Annotated in this window: 16 protein-coding genes; 6 read left to right on the top strand and 10 right to left on the bottom strand. The window is 63.9% G+C overall.

From position 1 onward, the window contains the following. Positions 1-127: 127 nt before the first annotated feature. Positions 128-1,744 (top strand): phosphoenolpyruvate carboxykinase, encoded by a 1,617-nt coding sequence (locus tag L6637_RS23800; protein WP_237859839.1) that lies wholly within the window; start codon positions 128-130, stop codon positions 1,742-1,744. 159 nt (positions 1,745-1,903) lie between these two features. On the opposite strand, the gene L6637_RS23795 is transcribed toward L6637_RS23800, so the two are convergent. Next, positions 1,904-2,719 carry an acyl-CoA thioesterase gene (locus tag L6637_RS23795; protein ID WP_237859838.1) on the bottom strand — a complete coding sequence of 272 codons (816 nt, stop codon included), beginning with the start codon at positions 2,717-2,719 and terminating at the stop codon, positions 1,904-1,906. 95 nt (positions 2,720-2,814) lie between these two features. After that, positions 2,815-5,340 (bottom strand): glycogen/starch/alpha-glucan phosphorylase, encoded by a 2,526-nt coding sequence (locus L6637_RS23790; protein WP_237859836.1) that lies wholly within the window; start codon positions 5,338-5,340, stop codon positions 2,815-2,817. Between the two features lie 225 nt (positions 5,341-5,565). Here L6637_RS23790 and L6637_RS23785 point away from each other — a divergent pair, with 225 nt between their 5' ends. Then, positions 5,566-5,793, top strand: a complete 228-nt coding sequence (locus L6637_RS23785) for a hypothetical protein (protein WP_237859834.1) — start codon at positions 5,566-5,568, stop codon at positions 5,791-5,793. Between the two features lie 75 nt (positions 5,794-5,868). Here the strand turns inward: L6637_RS23785 and L6637_RS23780 are convergent, their stop codons facing one another. Then, entirely contained in the window at positions 5,869-6,021 is a 153-nt protein-coding gene (locus tag L6637_RS23780; RefSeq protein WP_271608031.1) for an RNA polymerase sigma factor region1.1 domain-containing protein, read from the bottom strand. 168 nt (positions 6,022-6,189) lie between these two features. Between L6637_RS23780 and L6637_RS23775 the strand changes: the two genes are divergently transcribed. Further along, the gene (locus L6637_RS23775; RefSeq protein ID WP_237859829.1) at positions 6,190-6,621 is read left to right on the top strand and encodes a hypothetical protein; all 432 of its coding nucleotides are present in this window, start codon (positions 6,190-6,192) and stop codon (positions 6,619-6,621) included. 58 nt (positions 6,622-6,679) lie between these two features. On the opposite strand, the gene L6637_RS23770 is transcribed toward L6637_RS23775, so the two are convergent. Then, complete coding sequence (locus L6637_RS23770) at positions 6,680-7,459, bottom strand: DUF2865 domain-containing protein (RefSeq protein WP_237861290.1); 780 nt, start codon at positions 7,457-7,459, stop codon at positions 6,680-6,682. A gap of 153 nt (positions 7,460-7,612) precedes the next feature. Then, positions 7,613-8,176, bottom strand: a complete 564-nt coding sequence (gene pyrE / locus L6637_RS23765; protein ID WP_237859827.1) for an orotate phosphoribosyltransferase — start codon at positions 8,174-8,176, stop codon at positions 7,613-7,615. Positions 8,177-8,375: 199 nt separating this feature from the next. On the opposite strand from pyrE, the gene L6637_RS23760 reads away from it, so the two are divergent. Then, positions 8,376-9,002: a glutathione S-transferase family protein gene (locus tag L6637_RS23760; RefSeq protein ID WP_237859824.1), complete on the top strand. Its 627-nt coding sequence runs from the start codon at positions 8,376-8,378 to the stop codon at positions 9,000-9,002. A 150-nt stretch (positions 9,003-9,152) separates the two neighbouring features. On the opposite strand, the gene L6637_RS23755 is transcribed toward L6637_RS23760, so the two are convergent. The 4 genes from L6637_RS23755 to L6637_RS23740 form a co-directional block, all read right to left on the bottom strand. Continuing rightward, positions 9,153-9,788, bottom strand: a complete 636-nt coding sequence (locus tag L6637_RS23755; RefSeq protein WP_237859822.1) for a LysE family translocator — start codon at positions 9,786-9,788, stop codon at positions 9,153-9,155. Positions 9,789-9,879: 91 nt separating this feature from the next. Further along, positions 9,880-10,419, bottom strand: coding sequence for an NADPH-dependent FMN reductase (locus L6637_RS23750; RefSeq protein ID WP_237859820.1), 540 nt, complete (start codon positions 10,417-10,419; stop codon positions 9,880-9,882). 10 nt (positions 10,420-10,429) lie between these two features. Then, positions 10,430-13,480: a DNA polymerase I gene (gene polA, locus L6637_RS23745; protein ID WP_237859819.1), complete on the bottom strand. Its 3,051-nt coding sequence runs from the start codon at positions 13,478-13,480 to the stop codon at positions 10,430-10,432. Between the two features lie 81 nt (positions 13,481-13,561). Next, positions 13,562-14,404 (bottom strand): LysR family transcriptional regulator, encoded by an 843-nt coding sequence (locus L6637_RS23740; protein WP_237859817.1) that lies wholly within the window; start codon positions 14,402-14,404, stop codon positions 13,562-13,564. Between the two features lie 96 nt (positions 14,405-14,500). Here L6637_RS23740 and L6637_RS23735 point away from each other — a divergent pair, with 96 nt between their 5' ends. Continuing rightward, complete coding sequence (locus L6637_RS23735; protein WP_237872148.1) at positions 14,501-15,472, top strand: quinone oxidoreductase family protein; 972 nt, start codon at positions 14,501-14,503, stop codon at positions 15,470-15,472. 6 nt (positions 15,473-15,478) lie between these two features. Here L6637_RS23735 and L6637_RS23730 read toward each other — a convergent pair whose 3' ends face one another. Next, positions 15,479-16,546, bottom strand: coding sequence for an acyltransferase family protein (locus tag L6637_RS23730; protein WP_237859813.1), 1,068 nt, complete (start codon positions 16,544-16,546; stop codon positions 15,479-15,481). A gap of 194 nt (positions 16,547-16,740) precedes the next feature. On the opposite strand from L6637_RS23730, the gene L6637_RS23725 reads away from it, so the two are divergent. Continuing rightward, positions 16,741-17,165: 2-dehydropantoate 2-reductase N-terminal domain-containing protein (locus L6637_RS23725; protein ID WP_338076864.1), on the top strand; the 425-nt coding region annotated here is incomplete at its 3' end.

The raw sequence follows: 17,165 nt of genomic DNA, 5'->3' as shown, positions 1-17,165 counted from the left end.
TTGGCAACGCCAGCGTTCATCAGTATTAGGTCATCCAGCCGAGGCCAACCGGCCTGTAATTCACGGTGACTGCGATGGCGCCAAAGCTTGGTCGCGCTTGATGTCGCGGGTTCTAGGAGGATTCTTCGTGCAAGAGACGGGCGTGCGAAACGGTGCCTTCGGCGCCGACAAATTCGGCTTAAAGAATCTCAAGCAGGTTCACTGGAATCTCGGCGCGCCGCAACTCTATCAATACGCGCTCTCCGCGGGCGAAGCGGTGCTGTCCGCTGACGGTTCGCTCTGCGCTGATACCGGTGAGTTCACCGGTCGCAGCCCGAAGGACAAGTTCACGGTGCGTGACGCCACCACCGACAAGAAGATGTGGTGGGCCGGCAATCAGTCGATCACTGCTGAGCAGTTCGAGACGCTCTATCAGGACTTCCTCAAGCATGCCGAAGGCAAGAGGCTGTTCGCGCAGGATCTCTATGGCGGCGCCGATCCGGCCTACCGCATCAAGACGCGTGTCTTCACCGAGCTCGCCTGGCACTCGCTGTTCATCCGCACGCTGCTGATCCGCCCCGAGGCGATCGAGCTGTCGACCTTCGTGCCCGAACTTACCATCATCGACATGCCGAGCTTCCGCGCAGATCCCAAGCGCCATGGCTGCAGGTCGGAGAACGTCGTCGCGATCGACTTCGCCCGCAAGATCGTGCTGATCGGTGGCTCCTACTATGCCGGCGAGATGAAGAAGTCGGTCTTCACTACGCTGAACTATTACCTGCCCGAGCGCGGCGTGATGCCGATGCACTGCTCGGCGAACGTTGGCGCCAATGGCGACACCGCGATCTTCTTCGGACTGTCGGGGACGGGCAAGACCACGCTCTCGGCCGATCCGAACCGCACGCTGATCGGCGACGACGAGCACGGCTGGGGCCCGAACGGCGTCTTCAATTTCGAGGGCGGCTGCTACGCCAAGTGCATCAAGCTCTCGAAGGAGGCCGAGCCGGAGATCTACGCGGCGTCGACCCGCTTCGGCGCGGTGCTCGAGAACTGCGTGCTCGACGAAGACACCCGCGTGGTCGATTTCGACGACGGCTCCAAGACCGAGAACACGCGTTCGGCCTATCCGCTCGACTTCATCCCGAACGCGTCGCGCACCGGTCGCGCGCCGCAGCCGAAGAACGTGGTGATGCTCGCCGCCGACGCTTTCGGCGTGCTGCCGCCGATCGCAAAACTCTCGCCGGCGCAGGCGATGTATCACTTCCTCTCCGGCTACACCGCGAAGGTCGCCGGCACCGAGCGCGGCCTCGGCAACGAGCCGCAGCCGGAATTCTCGACCTGCTTCGGCTCGCCCTTCCTGCCGCTCGATCCATCCGTCTACGGCAACATGCTGCGTGATCTCATCGCCCAGCACAATGTCGACTGCTGGCTGGTCAACACCGGCTGGACCGGCGGCAAGTATGGCACCGGTTCGCGCATGCCGATCAAGGTGACGCGCGCGCTGCTCACCGCCGCGCTCGACGGTTCGCTTCGCAACGTCGAATTCCGCACCGACAGATATTTCGGCTTCGCGGTCCCGACAGCGCTGCCGGGCGTGCCGAGCGAGATCCTCAACCCGGTCAACACCTGGAAGGACAAGGACGAGTTCGACAAGACCGCGCGCGCGCTGGTCGGCATGTTCCAGAAGAACTTTGCCAAGTTCGAAGCGCAGGTGGATGCAGAGGTGCGTGCGGCGGCTCCGGACGTGAAGCTCGCGGCGGAGTAAACGCTCTGTCTTCAATGCAAAAGGGCGGCCGCGAGGCCGCCCTTTTTGTTTGTGGCACGATCTCTCCCCTCGTCATTGCGAGCGCAGCGACGCAATCCAGGCTGTCTCCGCGGACAGACTCTGGATTGCTTCGCTGCGCTCGCAATGACGGGGAAGCAACTACGCCTTGAAATACGCAATCTGCGTCGTGGTCGCGAGCAGCCGTCCGTTCGGCGACCACAGCTCGGCGTTCTGGTCGGCGTAGCTCTTGTGCATGATTTTCGAGTCGGCCGTCGCCAGCACGCGCGTGACGTCCTCAGCCGCGAGCTCTTCGCTGTCCGTATGGAAATACGTCGTCAGCGACACCGTGCCGAACGGCACCAGCTCGCGCCGGACATGGAAGATGCGACCGAAGAAGGCGTCCGACATCGACGTCAGCGACAGCATGTCGAGCTTGCGCGGTTCGCGATCGCGGATCCAGATTTTCGAGTAGGTGCTGGCGAGCTCGGCCTGCGGCGGGCCGAGCCGCATCTCGCCCTCGACGAAGCGGAATTCGTACTGATTGGCCCAGGATGCCTGGATCTTCGGGAATGGCAGCGTCTGCTCGAACGGCTTTGCATCAGGGTATTGCGCGACCCTGTGCTCCCAGGACGGCCGGCGCTCGGCGAACACTGCGGTGGCGAGCGTTGCGACCTCGCCGCCGCCCTGCGACAGTTCGACGCTCCAGTGCTGGCTGGAGCGGTTGGCCTTCACCAGGCGGATATCGAGGTCGAACGGGCCTTTGGCAATCGGCGCGCAGTAGTTGACGGTCAGCGCCAGCGGATCGCCGGCGGCTTGCGGATGCTCGATCAGCGCGCGCAGGATGGTCGCGGCGGTGGCGCCGCCGAATGGACCGACGAAGGCCCAGTAGTCGTCGCTGGTGTGCCCCTGCCAGCTCGAGTCACCGGCGGTGATGCGGGTCGCGTCATCGAAAGGGTGTGGGAGCTTGGCGTGCATGGTGATGTCCGGCGTTCAATGACGAACGTCATATCACGTCCATCGCCGGCTTGCGCAATTACCTCAGACGTAGCCGCTTCCACGCCGCGGAAATATCAGCCGGTTGCGTCGCGCCGATCTTCGGCTGTCTGGAATGGCGGCGTGATCGGATTGACCGGCACGTTCCAGATCTCCTCGGCATATTCGCGGATGGTACGATCGGACGAGAACCAGGCCATGCGCGCGACATTGAGGATGGAGGCTCTCGTCCAGGCCGGCGCCACCTGCCAGCGCGCGTCGACAGCGCGCTGCGTCTCGTAATAGGAATCGAAATCGGCGCTGACCATGTAATGGTCGAGATAGCGCAGCGCATGCGCGATCGATTCGAAGCGGCCGGGATCGCCGGGCGAGAACTCGCCGGCGCCGATCGCGTTGATGGCGCGCTGCAGCTTCGGCGAATTGCGGATCACGTCCGAGGCGTCCAGCCCCTGCTTGCGACGGATCATGACGTCGCCGGCTTCCATGCCGAAGATCGCGATGTTCTCCACGCCGACCTGGTCGCGAATCTCGATATTGGCGCCGTCGAGCGTGCCGATGGTGATGGCGCCGTTGAGCGCCAGCTTCATGTTGCCGGTGCCGGAGGCTTCCATGCCGGCGGTGGAGATCTGTTCGGACAGGTCGGCCGCGGGAATGATCACTTCGGCGAGGCTGACATTATAGTCGGGCAGGAAGACGACCTTCAGCTTGCCGCCGATCGTGGAATCGTTGTTGACGACTTCGGCGACGTCGTTGATCAGCTTGATGATCAGTTTTGCGTAGCGGTAGCTTGCCGCCGCCTTGCCGGCAAAGATCTTCACCCGCGGCACCCAATTGCCGTTGGGATCGTCCTTGATCGACTGGTACAGCGCGACCGTCTCGATGATGTTCAGGAGCTGACGCTTGTATTCGTGGATGCGCTTAATCTGCACGTCGAACAAAGCGGTCGGGTCCACCTTGATGCCGAGCCGCTCGCCGATCAGGCGGGCCAGCGCCGTCTTGTTGTGGAGCTTGACGCTGCGGAATTTCTTCTGGAATTCGGCGTCGCTGGCGCGCGCCTCGATCAGCGAGAGCTGGGTCGGGTCGTCGAGCACGGCTTCGCCGCAGGTCTCGCGCAAGAGATCGGTCAGCCTCGGGTTCGCCAGCATCAGCCAGCGGCGGAAGGTGATGCCGTTGGTCTTGTTGGTGATGCGGCCGGGATAGAGATGGTTGAGATCGTGGAACACGGTCTCGCGCATCAGGTCCGAATGCATCGCCGAGACGCCGTTGATGCGGTGCGAGCCGACGAAGGCGAGCTGGCCCATGCGCACGCGGCGGCCGCTCCTCTCGTCGATCAGCGAGACCGAGGCACGGAAGTCGATGTCGCCGGGCGCGCGCGCTTCGGCAAGCGCGAGATGCTGCACGTTGATGCGGTAGATAATCTCGAGATGGCGCGGCAAGAGCCGCTCGAACAGCTCGACCGGCCAGGTCTCCAGCGCTTCGGGCAGCAGCGTGTGGTTGGTGTAGGACAGCGTCGCGACGGTGATCTTCCAGGCCTCGTCCCAGCGGAAATTATGGAGGTCGACGAGGATGCGCATCAGCTCGGTGACGGCAAGGCTCGGATGGGTGTCGTTGAGCTGCACTGCGACCTTGGCCGACAGGCTGCGCAGCTGGCCATCGGATGACAGGTGCCGCTTGATCAGATCCTGCAGCGAGGCCGAGACGAAGAAATATTCCTGCCGCAGCCGCAGCTCGCGGCCCGCCGGGCTCTCGTCGTTCGGATAGAGGAATTTGCAGATCGCCTCCGCGCGCGATTGCTCGGCGCTGGCGCTGACATAGTCGCCCATGTTGAAGGCATCGAGCTTGAGCGGATCGGGCGAGCGCGCCGACCACAGCCGCAGCGCATTGACGTGCTGGCCGCGCCAGCCGACGATCGGCGTGTCATAGGCTATCGCTTGCACGGTCTCGCCCGGATGCCAGATCGCGCGGTCGCGGCCCTTGTCGTCGACATGCTCGACGCCGCCGCCGAAATTGACGTCGTAGATCACTTCCGGCCGCTGCAATTCCCAGGGATTGCCGAAGCCGAGCCATTCGTCCGGATATTCCTGCTGCCAGCCTTGATTGATGATCTGGCGAAACAGACCGTAATCGTAGCGGATGCCGTAGCCGATCGCGGGGATCGACAGCGTCGCCATGCTCTCCATGAAGCAGGCGGCGAGACGGCCGAGGCCGCCATTGCCGAGCGCCGCATCCGGCTCGCATTTGCGCAGCTCGGGCAGCGAAACGCCGAGATCGCCGAGCGCGACCTCGAAGATCTTCAAGAGCCCCATGTTGTTGAGTGCGTCGGTGAAGAGACGGCCGATCAGGAATTCGAGCGAGAGATAATAGACGCGCTTGCGGCCCGCGTCGTAGCTGCGCTTCTCGGCCGAGAGCCAGCGGTGCACGATACGGTCGCGCAGCGCCAGTGCCGCGGCCTGGTACCAGTCGTGCCTGGTTGCCATGCCCGCGTCCTTGCCGATGGCAAGGCGCAGCTTCGCCAGGATCGCGCCCTTGATCTCCGCCAGCGCGAGCTCGTCGATGGGCTGACCGGGGGCTGGGAAACTTGACTGGAACGATTGATCTTGCAAGGCCGTCACTTCCTGGTCGACTGAAACACCACTAAACCCTACGCGTCTTGTAACTCTAAAGGTCTTGCCCCTGCACCGGAACCATCGCTGGCGCGGCAGTGCACTGCGCTGGCGTAAAATTATGCAAGGAACGGGCCGCTTTGGGAACCCGGACCAGCACGGAGAAACGCTGATTTGGTGCTACAGTGAGCGCAGATTCAGCCATCACTGTGGAGGAGACGCCTCATGAGACTGCTGATCGAAATCGCGGCCGCAGCGCTTCTCGTCATCTGCATCGCCAGTTCGAGCGCCGCCTTCGCCGCCGGCAAGCGCAGCGCTGATGGCCTCAGCTGCGGCTTCTCCCTCCCGCAAAACGCCACGCCTGCGCAGCGCTGCGCCGCCATCAAGCGCCAATGCGGCGGCAAGTTTTACGCCAGCGCGTGCGGGGACAGGTTGATGTCGGCGGCGAATTGAGGCGAGCTGGGGCGAAGCGAACTGCCGCCCATCGTCGTCCTGGCGAACCCTATGACGGGTCACTTTCGACGAGGTCTATTCTTCGTCGCTAGGCGCCTGCATGACCGCTTCGATGTCTTCGGGGGTCATGGTGGTTGTTGGCAACAAGTCGTTGAGTTGATCGAATGTGATGATACCCATCGGACGGCCTAGTTCGAGTGCCATTCGGATTGCATCCTGTCGTCTCACGTGTAGGTCCTCCAACAAGCTCTTCTACAAAGAGAAAAGACCTTCGACTTCGTATTGCCATTCCCTTGGAACAAATTAAGAACACTTTAGCAAGTCTTTGATATATCATTGTGATTCGGCGCATTGCCGACACAATATCTAGGGTCTGACAGCCGTCGCGAGGACTACATGTCCACCATTGCCTTCGATCAGTTTGCACTCACCCGGATCGCCGATTTCGCGCGGTCGCTGTCGCGGCTGCACCAGGCGGCGCGGCGTCATGCGGTCGACGACGACCAGTTCGACCGCGAGTTCAACGCGGTGTGCCAGTCGATCTGGGGCTACACCATCGACGACATCAGCGACGATCTGTTCGCGCCCGAGGATCATCATTTCCTCGACACGCTGGACGAAGCCCATGCGCGCATCTTCGCAGCCGAGCAGGGCTATGACCTCGTCGGCGAGACCGGCATGCTGACCGATTGGTGGGGCTTCTGCTGGATGATTTTGGCCGAGAAGCGCGGCCTGCTGACGGCCGAAAATCGCGCCGCCGCGCGCGCTGCGATCGAGGAGAAATATCTGGCCGCGCCGAATGTGATCGGGGTGATCATCGGGCGGTAGTGCGACCACCGTCATCGCTTCGCTACGTTCGCAATGACGGTGTGGAAACAGTCGGGCCTTAATCCAGCCCCGCCCGCTTCGCCGATTTCGCCGTTGCCTTCGGCACGGCCGTCACGTCAGGCAGCGTCTCGCGTACGATCTCGGCGGCCGGGGCATCGGCCGCCACTGTCTCCGCGCGCACCGGCGCCACCTTCATCTCGCCGAGGCGAGCGCGAACCTGTGCGGTGAGGCCGGGATAGGACGCGACCGGAGTGAACTCCGCGGTCTGCTCCTGGCCGAGGCGGATGCCGGTATAGGCAACGAGACCATCGGTGGTGGCGATGACATCGCCGGCCTTCAGCGAACCGTCGAGCGTCAGATCGACCGGTGCCAGCCCGGCCGGCTCGCGGCCGTTGCAGGTGCAGTCCGCGCGCAGCGCCTTGCGGTAGGCGAAGGCGTTCTCGCTGTCGGCGTAGCGCTCGCCGGTCTGTGAATAAGCGCCGTCGATCGAGGAGCCGAAATACACTTTTGTCGCGGTGGCAGGGCAGAAGGCCTGACACATCTGCGCCGGCGAAGCGAGGCCGCGCATCAGCGGAAAATATTTGCCGTCGCAGCTACGCACGCAGAACGCAGGGCCGGAGCCGCCCGCCGCCGCCGTGCGTGTCGGTGGCACATATTGGGGCTGGCCTTGGGTCTGCTGACTGGCGAAGGGATCGACGAAGGAGCTCGCCTGCGGCGGCACGTCGCGCTGGGGCCGCTGCTGCTGTAGTCCGCCGAAGAAGAAGTCGAACAGGCCCTCGGCTGAAACCGGGGCGGGGGCTGCAAGCAGCGGGCCTGCGAGAATGGCGGCCACAAGCATCGCGCGACGCCGCCGGCGCGCATGGGACACAATGGTACGCAACGCTTACTCCACCCGACGCTACTGAACCGGCCGGGACCGTCAGGTCTCAGCACATGATTCACCATAAAGCGGGATGGTAAATGAGCGGTTGAGGGGGCGCAGCGCGGCCGCTTAGGCCTTCAGGAATTCCGACGCCTTGTACAGCGAGCGGAACGGCAGGCCGGCTGCGCCAAAGGTGTCGGTGGCGCCTTCCTCGCGGTCGACCATGGTCAGCACCAGCACGACTTCGGCACCGGTCTCGCGCACGGATTCCACGGCCTTCATGGCCGAGCCGCCTGTCGTGGTGACGTCCTCGACGATCACGACGCGCTTGCCGGCGAGCGTCTCGCCTTTGGGCAGGCCTTCGATCGCCAGCTTGGCGCCATGCTCCTTCGGCTTCTTGCGCACGAAGAAGGCCGCGATCGGGTGGCCCTTGATCCAGGAGATCTGCGCCAGCGCACCGGCGAGCGGCACCGCGCCCATCTCGAGCCCGCCGATGAAATCGAGATTGTCGTCCTTCAGCGTCTCATAGGTGAGCTCGGCGAGCAGCGTCGCGCCCTCGGGGTCGAGCATGGTCGGCTTGAGGTTGAAATAGAAATCGCTCTTGCGGCCCGACGCGAGCGTCACCTCGCCCCGGCCGAAGGAGCGGCGGCGGATGATTTCGAACAGGCGGGCACGGGAGGCAGATTTCGACACGGTGGTCCCTCGAACAGCGTTTTTGAGAGGTGGCGGAATTTATCCGCGACCGCCACGACATTCCAGTGGGGGTGTCTACCGTCAACAGGGATCGGCCATCCCGCTCCGCCGGTTGTGGGGGTGCAAGCTCCTGGAGTAGGTGGATGCCCGATATCGCGGGCAAGAAACTGGGCAAGAAACCGGGTAAGGAAACAGGCAAATGACCATCGAGCTGCACACCTGGAACACGCCGAACGGCCGCAAAATCTCGGTCGCGCTGGAGGAAATGGGGCTGCCCTACAAGGTGGTTCCGGTGAACATCACCAAGGGCGAGCAGATGGCGCCCGGGTTCCTCAAACTGTCCCCCAACAACAAGATCCCCGCGATCCTCGACCCGGAGGGCCCGGACGGCAAGCCGGTCAGCATCTTCGAATCCGGCGCGATCCTGCTCTATCTCGGCGAAAAGACCGGCAAATTCCTGCCCAAATCGCTTGGCGAGCGCATTCCGGTCTACGAATGGCTGATGTGGCAGATGGGCGGCTTTGGCCCGATGCCCGGCCAGGTGCATCATTTCATTGCGCTCGAGAACGAGCAGGACCGCGCCTATGGGCTCAAGCGCTACATGGCGGAGACCCGCCGGCTTTACGGCGTGCTCGACCGTCGCCTCGATAGCCGCGAGTTCGTCGCCGGCAACCTCTCGGTCGCCGATTTCGCCATCCTCGGGTGGGCCTGGCGCCATCCCCGCCACAAGGTGGATCTGGCCGATTTCCCCAACGTCAAGCGCTGGTACGAGACGCTGATGGCGCGTCCGGCCGTGAAGCGGGGGATGGAGGCGAAGCTGGATTGAGGCTTCTCTTCTCTCTCTCCCCGTTGTTACGGGGAGAGGGTTGGGGTGTGGGGGCCTGTCTCCGCAGATGAGATGCCCGTGAGACCTGTGCCCCCTCACCCGGATTGCTCCGCAATCCGACCTCTCCCCGCAGGCGGGGAGAGGTGAAGATCACACCTTCTTCGCTTCCACGGCCATCCGCACGGCAAGGCCCGCCAGCACGGTGCCCATCAGCCAGCGCTGGACCAGCATCCAGCTCGGCCGGCTCGCCAGGAACAGCGCGATCGATCCGGCCGCGAGCGCGATGATCGCATTGACGCTGACGCTGATCGCGATCTGGATCGCGCCCAGCGCCACCGACTGGGTCAGCACGCTGCCGGCCGTGGGGTCGATGAACTGTGGCAGCAGAGCGAGATACAGCATCGCGATCTTCGGATTGAGCAGATTGGTGACGAGCCCCATCGTGAACAATTTGGGCGGGCTGTCGATCGCGAGCTGCTTCACCTGGAACGGCGAGCGGCCGCCCGGCTTCACCGCCTGCCAGGCCAGCCAGAGCATGTAGCCGGCGCCGGCAAAGCGCAGCGCGTCATAGGCGAAGGGAATGGCGAGCAACAGCGCCGTAATGCCGAACGCCGCACACAGCATGTAGAACACGAAGCCCAGCGCAACGCCGCCGAGCGAGACGATGCCGGCCGCCGGTCCCTGCGTGATCGAGCGCGAGATCAGATAGATCATGTTCGGCCCAGGCGTGAGCACGAGACCGAGGCAGACGAGGGCGAAGCCGAGCAGAGCGGAGGTGTGGGGCATGGCTGAACCGGTGCGGGAGATGCAGCGGTTCTAATAGGCGCGGGACCGCGCGGCCATCGCGCAATTGCACGGAGGACAATTCGGTTCGGTTCTACGTCCCCGCCTGCGCGGTGCGGATAAACGCAGCGAAGCGCTCCACCGCCAAACGTAAAGGCTCCGCGAGGACAGGATCGGCGGCGATGCCATGTTCGTCCCAGGCGCCGCCCAGCAGCGGCAGGGTCACGCAGGCCTCCGTGGCGAGCCGCGCCGACATCGTCTCCAGCGTCAGCGTCAGGGCGGCCAGCGCGTGCGTTGCGCGCGGTGAGGTGTTGATCAGCGCGACGGGCTTGTCAGGGAATTCATGACTCCCCACCAGCCAGTCGAGCGCGTTCTTCAATACGCCCGCGACGCCGCGGGCATATTCGGGACTCGAGATCAGGAGCCCGTCGACGCGTCCGATCAGCTCCCGCATCGCGCCGACAGGCGCAGGCACATCGTCGCCATCGAGATCCGGATTGAAGAAAGGCAGGCCGGCAATTCCCTCGAACAGGATCACCTCGACGCCAGCAGGGGCAAGCTGCGCGGCTGCGCGCAACACGGCTGTATTGCTCGAACCGGCCCGCAGGCTTCCGGAGATGGCTGCGATCTTCATGGGATGGCCGTCAGTGCGCCTCGTCCCAGTTCTTCGCCGCGCGCGCGTCCACATGCAGCGGCACCGACAGCAGCACGGCCGGGAACGGCGCGTCCTGCATCACGTGCTGGACGACGGGAAGCGTCTTCTCGACCTCCGCGTCCGGCACCTCGAAGATCAATTCGTCATGCACCTGGAGCAGCATCTGCGCCGAGAGCTTCTTCTCGGCGAGCGCGTCCTCGACGCGCGTCATGGCGCGGCGAATGATGTCGGCGGCGGTGCCTTGAAGCCGGGCGTTGATCGCCGCGCGCTCATTGAAGGCGCGCACCGAGGCGTTGGACGCCTTGATATCAGGGTAGTGGCACTTGCGGCCGAACAGCGTGGTGACGTAGCCGTGGCTTCGGCAGAAGTCGCGCGTCTCGTCCATATAGGCGCGGATGCCGGGGAAGCGCTCAAAATACTTCTTGATGTAGGCCGAAGCCTCTTCGCGGGCGATGCCGAGCTGGTTGGCGAGGCCGAACGCGGAGATGCCGTAGATGATGCCGAAATTGATCGCCTTGGCGCGGCGGCGGATTTCGCTCGGCATGCCCTTGATCGGCACGCCGAACATTTCCGACGCCGTCATCGCGTGGATGTCGAGGCCGTCCTTGAATGCCTGCTTCAGCACGGGAATGTCCGCGATCTCCGCCAGCAGGCGCAATTCGATCTGCGAATAGTCGGCGGAGACCAGCTTGTGTCCGGGTGTCGCAATGAAGGCGCGGCGAATTTTTCGGCCGTCCTCGGTGCGTACAGGGATGTTCTGAAGGTTCGGCTCGTTCGACGACAGCCGGCCCGTGGTGGTCGCGGCCAGCGCGTAGGTCGTGTGCACGCGATGGGTCTGCGGATTGACATAGGTCGGCAGTGCATCGGTATAGGTCGATTTCAGCTTCGAGACCTGGCGCCACTCCAAGATCTTCCGCGGAAAATCATGGCCCTGCTCGGCGAGCTCGTCGAGCACCTGCGCCGTGGTCGACCACGCGCCGGTCTTGGTCTTGGTGCCACCTGGCAGGCCCATCTTGCCGAACAGGATGTCGCCGATCTGCTTGGGGCTGCCGACATTGACGGGCTCGCCGGCGATCTCCTGGATCTCGGCCTCGACGCGCGCGGCAGTCTGGGCAAAGTCGCCTGATAGACGCGACAGCACCTGGCGGTCGATCGAGATGCCGCGACGCTCCATGCGTGCGAGCACCGAGACCAGCGGCCGCTCCAGCGTTTCGTAAACCGTGTTCATGTGTTCTGCGACGAGGCGCGGCTTCAGCACGCGCCAGACCCGCAAGGCGATGTCGGCGCCCTCTGCCGACAGCGGCGCTGCCTTGTCGATCGGCACCTGATCGAAGGTGATCTTGCTCTTGCCGCCGCCGAGCAGCTCGCTCTCCTTCAGCATGGCGTGGCCGAACCAGCGCTCGGACAGCGATTCCAGCGCGTGCGAGCCGCGGCCGGCATCGAGAACATAGGAGATCAACTGCGCATCGTCGGCGTTGCGCAGGGTGATGCCGTGCTGCGCCAGCATCACGGCGGCGAATTTGACGTCGAAGCCGATCTTGATGATGCCGGCTGATTCAAGCACCGGTCGCAGCGCCTCGATTGCATCGGTGTGCTTGACCTGATCCGGCGCGAGGCCGGCGTCGAACAGTCCGGCGCCGCCGCCGGACTGCTTGTGTGCCAGCGGCACATAGCAGGCCTCGTTCGGTGCCAGCGCCAGCGCCACGCCGCAGAGATCGGCCTGCATGGGATCGATCGAATTGGCCTTGATCTCGATCGCGACATGGCCGGAATCATGGATGCGTGCGATGAAGGCGTTGAGCTCTTTCAGCGATTTGATCGTTTCGTACTTGGCTCGGTCAACCGGAAGCTTGCGCAGCGCTTCCTCGCGCGAGGCGGCGAGCGAGATCGGTGCGCCCTTGAGGCTCGCCGATTTGTCGCCCTTGTCGCCGCCCTTTGCGATGGCAACTGGAGCTGCGAACAGATCGCCGGAGGTTTCGCTCGGTTTAGCCTTCGCTGCGTCGCCACCTCTCGCGCCGCTGCTGTTCGAGGCATCAGCATCGATATTGGCGGGATCGATCTGCGAATAGTCGGCGACGCGGCGCGTCAGCGTCGTGAATTCCATGGCCTTCAGGAAGGCGATCAGCTTGCGCGCATCGGGCTCGTGGACGGCGAGGTCGTCGAGCGGCACCTCAAGGTCGACCTTGTCGTCGAGCAGGACGAGTTGGCGCGAGATCCGCGCCTTGTCGGCATTCTCGATCAGCGCTTCGCGGCGCTTCGGCTGCTTGATCTCGGTGGCGCGGAACAGGAGCTGTTCGAGATCGCCATATTCGACGATCAGCTGCGCCGCGGTCTTGATACCGATGCCGGGCACGCCGGGCACGTTGTCGGTGGAATCGCCGGCCAGCGCCTGAACTTCAACCACCTTCTCCGGCGGCACGCCGAATTTCTCGATCACTTCAGGGATGCCGATGCGACGATCCTTCATGGTGTCGTACATGACGATCTTGTCGTTCACGAGCTGCATCAGATCCTTGTCGGAGGACACGATGGTCGTGGTGGCGCCGCGTTCGCTCGCCTGCCGCGCATAAGTGGCGATCAGGTCGTCCGCCTCGAAGCCGCCTTGTTCCAGGCAGGGGAGGTCGAAGGCGCGCACGGCCTCGCGGATCAGGGCAAATTGCGGGATCAGATCGTCAGGCGCCGGCGGCCGGTGCGCCTTGTACTCGGGATAGATCTTGTTGCGGAAGGTGACTTCCGACTTGTCGAACACGATCGCCAGATGCGTCGGCCGGTTGTCGGCCGGCATGTCACGCAAAAGCTTCCACAGCATGTTGCAGAAGCCGAGCACGGCATTGACCTGCAAGCCGTCGGACTTGCGGTTCAGCGGCGGCAATGCGTGATAGGCGCGGAAGATGTAGCCGGAACCATCGACCAGGAAGATATGGTCGCCTTTGCCGGCCGCCTTGGCCGCGACCGGTTTGGCAGCAGCTGTCGCAGCAGTGGGCTTGGTGTCGGCTTTGGCGGAGGTCTTCGGGGATGTCGTTTGGGAGCTCTTGGGCATGGCCGCAATGTATGAATTTTTGCGGCAAAAGACAGCCTCGGCGGATCGCTATTTTGCCGACTCGCACAGCAAATCGTGGCCTCAGGCCAGGCAGTCCTCGATGAAACCTGCAACAGCGCGTATCGTGGGCGTGCGGCGCAGGTCGCGATGGACAACCAGCCAGACCTCGCGCCCGACGGGACGGCCGCCGACGTCATAACGTTCCAGCTGCGGATCCGCCTCGCCGAGGAATTTCGGCAAGGCCGCCAGACCCATTCCCGTCCTTGCGGCCGCCGCCTGGTTCTCCAGATCGCTGGTGCGAAGCACGATCTCGCGCGATGCCGCGAAGCGCATCAGCCATCGCTGCTGAGGCGCTTCGTCCATGCTGGAATCGTAGGCGACGAATGCGAAAGCATGCGGTGGCGTCCTCTTCAGATAGTCCGGCGAGCCATAGAGGGCGAACTCGAAATAGCCGATCTTGCGCGCGATCAGCCCTGGTTCCGTCGGACGCGACAGCCGAAGCGCGAGATCCGCCTCGCGACGGTTGAGCGAGGCCGTGCGCTTCTCGCCGATCAGCTTGATTCTGATGCCGGGATGCTGTTGTCGCAGCCGGATCAGCTTCGGCGCGATCAGGACGTTGGCCAGCGAAGGTGGCGCGCTGATCGTGATCTCGCCGCCGATCCCGGACTTCGAAGCCTGCACGGCGCGCTCAACCGCAAATGCCGTCTCGGCCATCGGAGCTCCGATCTTGGCGATGCGCTTGCCGTTCTCTGTGAGTTCATAGCTGCGCGGCCTGCGGTCAACGAGCTTGAGCGACAAGGATGCTTCCAGGGCAGCGACGCGGCGGGCCACGGTGACATGGTCGACGTTGAGGCTCCTCGCCGCGGCGGACAGGGTGCCCTCGCGTGCGAGTGCCAGGAAATGCTGCAGGTCGGTCCAGTCCATTTGTGCGAATTCTCACATCAGGATCTCAATCTTGGGCAGTTTCGCAGATTGTGGCGTCATTCCATAGTCCCTCCGTCATCGACAGGAGGACCCGATATGGCCGTGTTCGTGAGATTGAAGAGCCCCGGCGGCGTAGACCAGCTCGAGCTGGTGAGCGCAGACCTGCCGCCGCCAGGCCGCGGCGAAATCCGGTTGCAGCAGACCGCAATCGGTGTGAATTCCATCGACATTTATCAGCGCAAGGGTCTCTACGCGCTTCCACCCGAGCGCATTCCAGGCGTTGAGGCGGTGGGCGTCATTGCGGCGCTGGGGCCGGAAGTGACCGGTCTCGAGGTGGGCGACCGCATCGCCTATGCGGGTGCGCCGGTCGGCGCCTACGCGTCCGAGCGCAATTTGCCGGCCTGGCGCTGTGTGAAGCTTCCCGCCGGCATTCCGGATGAGGCGGTCGCCTCTGCGTTCGTCAAGGGCATCACGGCCGACATGCTGCTCAATCGTGTTTTCCCGGTTGGCGGCGGCACGACAATTCTCGTCCATAGCGCCGCAGGAGGGCTCGGACAGCTTCTGACGCGCTGGGCCAGCGTAACAGGGGCGATCGTGATCGGGACCGTCGGATCACAGGCCAAGGCCGAGATCGCCCGCGCTGCCGGTGCGTCTCATGTGATCATTGGGCGGGATGCCGATTTTGCCGCAGCCATCGCCGATGTCACCGCCGGGCGCGGCGTCGATGTCGCCTATGACGGCGTCGGCGGGACGACGCTGCAGAAGACGCTTGGCTGCGTGCGGCCCTTCGGCGTCGTGGCCAGTATTGGCCAGTCGGCCGGGCCGATCCCATCGGTCGATGTTCACGATCTCGGGCCGCGGCGGAGCCTGATGCTGGCGCGGCCGAGCGTCATGGCGCACATGAACGATGCCGATGCGTATCGCCGTTCTGCCGAGCGGGTGCTTGCCGCGATCACCGATGGTGTGCTGCAAGTGGGCGGCACAGCCTACAGCTTGCAGGACGCGGCGCGGGCTCAGGCCGACCTCGAGGCCGGGCGGACGACGGGCGCTTTGTATCTGCGCCCCTGAAGCGGTCTATTCCGCCGCCTGCAACACCGGTCCGACCTTCTTTGGCGCGATCCAGAATGCGTCGGGTCGCTCGAACAGGAAGTCGGCGTGCAGTCGCAGCGCGATCTGCCAGATCGCGAGCGATCCGAGCACGCCGACGATGGTGACGATCAGCGACATCGCGCCGATATCGGGAATGATGCCTGTGTGCAGCAGCAGCGTTCGCGTCGCCGCCATCGGCAGGAAGAAGGCGAGATAGATCACGATCGAATGCTCGCCGCAGAACCGCAGGAAATTGCACCATCCAGCGCGCGCCAGCAGCGTGCCTGATGTGATGATGGCGCAGGCGCCGGCGAAGCCGAGCAGGAGCGAGACGATCTTCCACTCGCTGGCGCCTGATGCGACGATGCCGGCATTGACCAGCGCCCAGGTCGCGAGCGCCGCGAGTGCAAGCGCGGGATGGCTTCTTGCGCGGTCCGACAGTGCAAACACGTAGGGCGCGAACAGATAACCGGAATAGAAATAGACGAAGCGCGCGCAGAACTCGTCGATCGCGGTCCAGCCTGTCGTGATGCGGGCCGTCTCCAGCGCTGCTGCGACGATCCAGATCGCGGCCGAGGGGATTCGCCGTGTCAGTTTTGTGACAACGAAGAAGACCGGCAGCAGATAGATGAACCAGAGCGTGCCGAACGGCTCGATGAAAGATTCCAGATACAGCAGGCCGACGTCGCGCCAGCCGGTTTCGGCCGCGAAGGCGGGGGCCTTGAAGCCGAACTGGATTGTCACCCAGACGACATAAAAATAGGCGAAATGCACCACCTTGCGGTCGAGATAGGTTCGCCAGTCCCGATCGATCACCAGTGGCAGGAACAGACCAGATATCAGGAAGAAGTCCGGCATCCGGAATGGCTTTGCGAAGGCCACGAGCAGATGCATGAACCCGGGTTCACCGGCGGCGAGCTCGACCCCCAGCACCGAATGCATCATCACGACCATGATGATGCAGATACCCTTGGCGTAGTCGACCCAGTCGACACGCGCGGCGGGCGAGGCGCTAGGTCCCCGGCTCGCGGCTGATGTGCCTGGTGATGCCATGGTGTCCCTTTTCGAGGCGTATTCCGCCCGGTTCTGTACGGGCGTGGGGCAGTGTGCAGCCCCGTGGCTTAGGATTTCTTTACTTCTACAATTCGCATGCCGGTTTTCGCGTCCGGACGGTTTCCTTCTGTCGAGAAAATGCTAAACCGCCCTATATCCGGGGTTTCGTTAACCAAGCCAGAGCAGGGATTTTCATGCGAATCGCGATGATCGGAACAGGCTACGTCGGACTGGTGTCTGGGGCCTGCTTTGCGGATTTCGGTCACGACGTCACCTGCGTCGACAAGGACGAGAAGAAGATCGCAGCGCTGCATCGTGGCGAGATCCCGATCTACGAGCCGGGCCTGGACGAGCTGGTCGCCAACAACGTCAAGGCCAAGCGGCTCGGCTTCACCACCGACCTGTCCAAGCCGGTTGCGGATGCCGACGCCGTGTTCATCGCGGTCGGCACGCCGTCGCGCCGCGGTGACGGTCATGCCGATCTCTCCTATGTCTACGCCGCCGCGAAAGAGATCGCGCAGTCGCTCTCCGGCTTCACCGTCGTGGTGACGAAGTCGACCGTGCCTGTCGGCACCGGCGACGAGGTCGAGCGCATCATCCGCGAGACCAATCCGTCGGC

Origin of the sequence: Bradyrhizobium zhengyangense (assembly GCF_022012435.1) — a bacterium.
Lineage (GTDB): Bacteria > Pseudomonadota > Alphaproteobacteria > Rhizobiales > Xanthobacteraceae > Bradyrhizobium > Bradyrhizobium zhengyangense.
The sequence above is the reverse complement of the archived record's forward strand: the minus strand, read 5'-3'. Positions and strand labels throughout refer to the sequence as shown.